Source organism: Pseudomonas sp. AC463 (assembly GCF_979253585.1).
Genome location: NZ_CEEDDZ010000297.1, coordinates 1 through 338, shown reverse-complemented (window position 1 = coordinate 338; position 338 = coordinate 1). Strand labels below are relative to the sequence as shown.

Sequence of the window (338 nt, the reverse complement as noted above, 5' to 3'; positions counted from 1 at the left end):
GATCAGGTTCACCGCGTACAGCACCGCCGATGCGATCACCGCGACCGATCCGGCCAGCGCCTCCTCGCCCAGCCGCATCTGCGACTGTCCGGCCAGCACGACGAGTACGCCGAGCAGCGCCGCGGCGGAGCCGATCGCGACCCGCCGGCCGACACGCTCCTTCAGCACGACAGCGCCCAGCAGCAGCGCGAGGATCGGCGCGACGTAGGTCAGCGTGATCGCCTGCGCCATCGGCACTCGCGCCAGCCCCCAGAAGAACAGCACCGCCATCACCGCCGTGACGCAGGCACGCAGCACGTGCAGCCGAAACCCCCGCGCACTCGGCTTCGGCGCACCGC

1 protein-coding gene is annotated in these 338 nt (G+C 71.9%); it reads right to left on the bottom strand.

Annotated elements, in window-relative coordinates; translation table 11 throughout:
* Positions 1-297 (bottom strand): EamA family transporter (locus tag AC0IYH_RS30225; protein WP_471837812.1); only part of this gene is annotated, 297 nt, incomplete at its 3' end.
* Positions 298-338 lie beyond the last annotated feature (41 nt).